We start from the raw sequence: 1,980 nt of genomic DNA, 5'->3' as shown, positions 1-1,980 counted from the left end.
ATCTAAGCGGAGAAGAGCCACTTTTTGTATCCCAAAAAGCAGAATGCCACCGTTGCTACAGGTGGCGATTTTGATAGGAACTGGACAGTTCCATGCGTTGCGCAACAGGCTTCTTTAAATCGTAAACTGCATATTAATTAAGCAAGCACGTCATAATTAATGATTACGTTTGTCTGGTTGGGCTATGAACATAATGTAGCTGAGTCACACCAATACTCAGAGTAGCTAGCATCTTCCCAGCATTCGATTCTAACTGTCCCGAATTCTTTGCCTGTATGTAGCTCTTCTGAAATTACAAAATGTTCAGATAGTAGTATCTGGCTAATTGCCTCACTAAGATCTTCAAAACCAGACAGTGTTACGGTTATATGCCCAGATAAGGTCTTAATCTCTATATAGACCTCTAAGATCCCCTGATCTTGAGACCTGCTCACATTCAAGTTACTCACAAACTCAGGCCTTGCGCACTCAACAATAGTTTTAAATTCGCTCATTGCTCGTTTGTTTCACCATATTTATGCCTGTAGCTCTGAACCCAAGCTCGGTATATAGCTTATATGCCCGCTTATTGTCAGAAGCAACGAGTAATTCTAATTGCTTTACACCTTGAAGCGTCGGTGTTTGTTCAAGCAATCCAAAAACATGTTTTCCATATCCTTTCCCACGATAAATAGGAAATATTTGAATATCATAGATAAACGCTGAGGTGTCTCCCGACTTGTACCCATACCAGAGATAACCTACAACCTCTGTTTTTCTTGCACGTATTGCCTCAATGCACAAAAGATAGTTTTCTCTTGTCTCTAAACCAAATGGTAGACAATCATCCAACTCATTGTTTGCTAGCTTGATGCCTTCATCAACCGTTACCTGATGTGCTTCAGATAACTCTCCACCTCTGAATTCGTTAGAGTACTCTCGATACCCTGTAAACTCTTCAGGTGTCATTTTTCTTATTGAAATCAAAGAATCACCTTGTTTAATCTTAATTCCGATACATCGTTAATTTTGATAGGCAGAAAGGAACTCATGTACTTGTTCTCTTTGCGTAAACCGAAACTTCTCACCTGAAAACGATTCAAAAATTTGATGGTGGAAGCACCATGAACTTTTAGACTCCCGTGTTGAATATTCAGCAGCCCATGTGAGCAATTCTTGGAAGTTCTTCTCAGCTAATCTGCTATCCAACTGTTTTGAGCTTTCAGAGCCTCGTGATAACAGAGAGCTTTTGCAGATAGACCAATCCATATCCAAAAATATTAAGGTATCAGCCGAACCAACAAGCTTCTCAGCCAAAGTCCCAAATACACCCTCGATTACCCACTTAGGTTGTATATTAAGCTTATGCATTTCCTCATCGACTGCTTTCTGAGGACGTTTTTGGTTGTAACCTCCAGACTCCCAAACTATCGAGTCAAGGCTGATCTCTTTCACCCTTAATCGTTTCGCTAACCTTGAAGATAGCCATGTTTTTCCTGATCCAGAGTTACCAATAATAAGAACCTTTTCCATTTGCTCTTTACCACGCTTAACGTTGATAATTGATTGTTTTATATAGCATTTATTATATGGTGACATTCTATGGCTATCGCATCTTGGTGGCAAGCTTTACATAGGTAGGGAATTTGATACTGATTTCTTAACCAATTAATGAATACTCATGCACCAATGCCAAATATGATTTACCAAGAAAAATGAAAGGAAATGGGAGTTTTTGAGCACCGCTTTTTAGCTGCCAGCCATAAGGAAAAGTACTGCGATTTCAGTGCCACGATCCGCCACTGAGTAATTGCGTTAAGAAGAAAAGGGGCAAAAGCAATTCAGGCAACTGGTAAGGATTTTGTGATCACCAAGCGATTCTGTCGTATCGTAACTACCAAGCGACTTTGTCATTCGCTTAATTACCGAGGGAAATTGACGGTCTCTATTTTTACGTAATCCTTTGACTAGTGCTACGAATTAGTCAGGGGTGTATAGGAT

At 39.9% G+C, this 1,980-nt stretch carries 3 protein-coding genes; all 3 read right to left on the bottom strand.

Features of this window, described 5'->3' with window-relative positions; translation table 11 throughout:
* Nucleotides 1-182: 182 nt before the first annotated feature.
* From AB4589_RS21040 to AB4589_RS21030, 3 genes are read right to left on the bottom strand one after another with little or no spacing between them, the layout of a single operon-like run.
* Nucleotides 183-434, bottom strand: coding sequence for a hypothetical protein (locus AB4589_RS21040; RefSeq protein WP_372101625.1), 252 nt, complete (start codon nucleotides 432-434; stop codon nucleotides 183-185).
* A gap of 46 nt (nucleotides 435-480) precedes the next feature.
* The gene (locus tag AB4589_RS21035) at nucleotides 481-966 is read right to left on the bottom strand and encodes a GNAT family N-acetyltransferase (protein ID WP_372101624.1); all 486 of its coding nucleotides are present in this window, start codon (nucleotides 964-966) and stop codon (nucleotides 481-483) included.
* 36 nt (nucleotides 967-1,002) lie between these two features.
* Entirely contained in the window at nucleotides 1,003-1,512 is a 510-nt protein-coding gene (locus tag AB4589_RS21030; RefSeq protein WP_017052153.1) for a hypothetical protein, read from the bottom strand.
* Nucleotides 1,513-1,980: the final 468 nt, after the last annotated feature.

Source organism: Vibrio sp. 10N.222.49.A3 (assembly GCF_041475145.1).
GTDB classification, from domain to species: Bacteria; Pseudomonadota; Gammaproteobacteria; order Enterobacterales; family Vibrionaceae; genus Vibrio; species Vibrio tasmaniensis_A.
This window is presented reverse-complemented; position numbering and strand designations above follow the sequence as displayed.

What these genes read in the sequence shown, in the direction of transcription:
- AB4589_RS21030 (WP_017052153.1), bottom strand. Translation starts at nt 1,512, where the DNA reads ATGGAAAAGGTTCTTATTATTGGTAACTCTGGATCAGGAAAAACATGG.